Genomic DNA, 2,169 nt, shown 5'->3' on the forward strand with positions numbered 1-2,169 from the left:
TTTATATTCTTCCGTAAAATCTAATTAAATCATCATATCTTTATTACTAAATCCCTTTAAGCACACTAATTTACTACCCCTGCGAAGGTCTGATACATACTCTTGGCTCACCAATAGACTGTCACTGAACACTTCAGATTTTTTTTACAAGTTAATCAAGGTGTAGTGTAGGTCGTTAGCTAAATCATAAACTAGACTCTTTAATACCAGTTCGCTTAATTAAGCGGTCTATTTTGAGGCAGGAAAAACGGGTTGATAGCTAGGCAAAAAATCGCTATTTAGTTGTTCTAAAAGAGAATTTTTTAACACAGATAGCGACACGTTTAGCCCCGCAAAATGATTGAGTATTATTGCGGATTGGTATAATAAGCGCAGTGTTAGTTATTATGGTTATGCAGTAATGTATATAAACCTAAGCAGGGATGTCGTTATAAGCATTGAGACCTACTACATAGGTTATTAAATTTACTTGTAGGATACTTATAATGTTTGGATAAAGTGAGCTTATAGGTAGGTTGGGCGGCTTTAATAACGTCTATCTTCACACTAGTAATTTATAAGTGACTACTGTTATCAGTAACTTTTAGATTAAAGTTAAATCAATAAAAAACCCGAAATGACAATGGCCGTTTCGGGTTTTTAACTTGAAGTATAAAAACTAATTATTTATGCCAAATACCTTTTGGAATAGTTTTATTGAGTTTGTCGTTCTTACTTGGATCAAACGTCGGTAACTTTCCAGCGCGTCGCTGAGCGTTATAATCTTTGGCAAGCCACACCACAACACCAGAGAGCATAAATAATGCGATTACGTTTACTATTGCCATTAAGCCCATAGATACATCAGCTAATGTCCACACTAGTGGTAATTCGCCCAATGCACCAAACATTACCATACCTAACACTAATAACCTGAAGATCAACATGCCAGATGCGTGGTTATGTTCTAAGAATAATAAGTTCGTTTCAGCATACGAGTAGTTAGCCACAATAGATGTAAATGCAAAAAACAAAATAGCGACTGCTACAAATATGGCACCCCAGCTGCCTACATGTTCTTCAAGGGCTGCTTGTGTAAGCGCTATACCCGTTACATCTGAGCCTGGCACTAATTGCTCTGATAATAAAATAAGAGCAGCAGTTGCAGTACAAATAATAATAGTATCTACAAATACACCCAGCATTTGTACATACCCCTGTGAAGCAGGGTGAGGTGGGTTTGGTGTTGCAGTTGCTGCAGCATTCGCAGCACTACCCATACCGGCTTCGTTTGAGAACAAGCCGCGCTTGATCCCTTGGATCATCGCTTGCATTACCCCATAACCAATTGCACCGGCACCCGCTTGCTCAATACCAAAAGCACTTCTGATCACATGCATAAATACATCAGGTAACTCAGTGTAATTTACAGCACATATATAAAGTGCAACCACAAGGTAAGCAGCAGCCATAAATGGAACGGCTAATTCAGCAAATCGAGAAATGGTTTTTAGACCGCCAAATATAATAATACCTGACCCAATAACAAGAGCGATACCGACTATATAGTTAGGGATACCAAAGGCGACTTCAAAAGCCGCAGCAATAGAATTTGACTGTACTGCGTTAAAAACTAAACCAAAGGCTAAAATTAAGCACAATGAAAAGACAACACCCATCCAACGCTTACCAAGTCCGTACTCCATATAATAGGCCGGACCACCACGGAAGTTACCTTCTTCATCGCGTATTTTATAAGCTTGTGCCAATGTACTTTCAGCAAAGCTAGTAGCCATACCAATTAAAGCAATTAACCACATCCAAAAAATAGCACCTGCGCCACCTAAATAAAGTGCAACGGCAACACCTGCCATATTACCAGTACCAACACGGGCTGCTAAAGATGTACAAAATGCTTGGAAAGAAGAAATGCCGCCGTCAGAGCCTTGACGACTTTGAAACATGACTTTAATCATATGTGGAAACTGTACAAATTGGATAAAACCAAGACGTATTGTAAAAAATAGCCCTGCTGCTATTAATAAGTACACTAAAATATGACCCCATAAGAGACCACTTATACTATTTATTATATCTGTCATGTGCGTTACCTAGTGAACGAGTTGTAAATATCGGGCGCAACTTACCACAAGCACAGTAAATAGTTTAGTAAACAGCGTAAAAAAATGA

At 38.5% G+C, this 2,169-nt stretch carries 1 protein-coding gene; it reads right to left on the reverse strand.

Translation table 11 applies throughout. The features are described from left to right. Nucleotides 1-662: 662 nt before the first annotated feature. Nucleotides 663-2,081 (reverse strand): alanine/glycine:cation symporter family protein, encoded by a 1,419-nt coding sequence (locus ACTRWE_RS19080; protein WP_350655160.1) that lies wholly within the window; start codon nucleotides 2,079-2,081, stop codon nucleotides 663-665. Nucleotides 2,082-2,169: the final 88 nt, after the last annotated feature.

Source organism: Pseudoalteromonas sp. G5_S1_54_S4 (assembly GCF_054968565.1).